Source organism: Dryocola clanedunensis (assembly GCF_038405435.1).
Classification (GTDB): Bacteria; Pseudomonadota; Gammaproteobacteria; order Enterobacterales; family Enterobacteriaceae; genus Dryocola; species Dryocola clanedunensis_A.
The window spans coordinates 1-504 of record NZ_JBBYHZ010000259.1; the positions used below are offsets into that span (position 1 = coordinate 1).

Here is a 504-nt window from a genome sequence, read left to right on the forward strand (position 1 = left end):
TCCCGGTAATTGCGCTCGGTGACGTAGCCCAGATGGGGCGTCGCCAAGACGTTGGGTAATGTGCGCAGCGGATGCCCTGCCGGGAGGGGTTCGATGTCGAAGACATCCAGGCCAACACCGGCGATGCGCTTTTCAGTCACGGCATCGATCAACGCCTGCCGATCAACGAGACCGGCCCGCGCGGTATTGATCAGGCACGCGTGCGTCGGCAGACAGGCCAGCGTGTCGGCATCCACGATTCCGCGGCTGCGTTCGCCCAGGACCAGATGCAGCGAGACCACGTCACTGCCGGCGAACAGCGCCTGCTTGGACGTGGCCAATTGCACCCCCGCCGCCGCCGCACGGGCGGCATCGAGATTCGGACTCCATGCACTGACATGCATCCCGAACGCCTGGCCGATCTGCGCTACGCGTTGACCGATCTTGCCCAGCCCCAGCAGTCCCAACCGCGCACCATGCAGGTCACGGCCGACCGTCTGCTGCCACGGTCCATCGCTGCGAAGC

1 protein-coding gene is annotated in these 504 nt (G+C 65.9%); it reads right to left on the reverse strand.

Annotation, left to right across the window (positions count from 1 at the left end):
- On the reverse strand, positions 1-504 hold a 504-nt coding region (locus AAE045_RS24535; RefSeq protein WP_455549888.1), incomplete at both ends, for an NAD(P)-dependent oxidoreductase.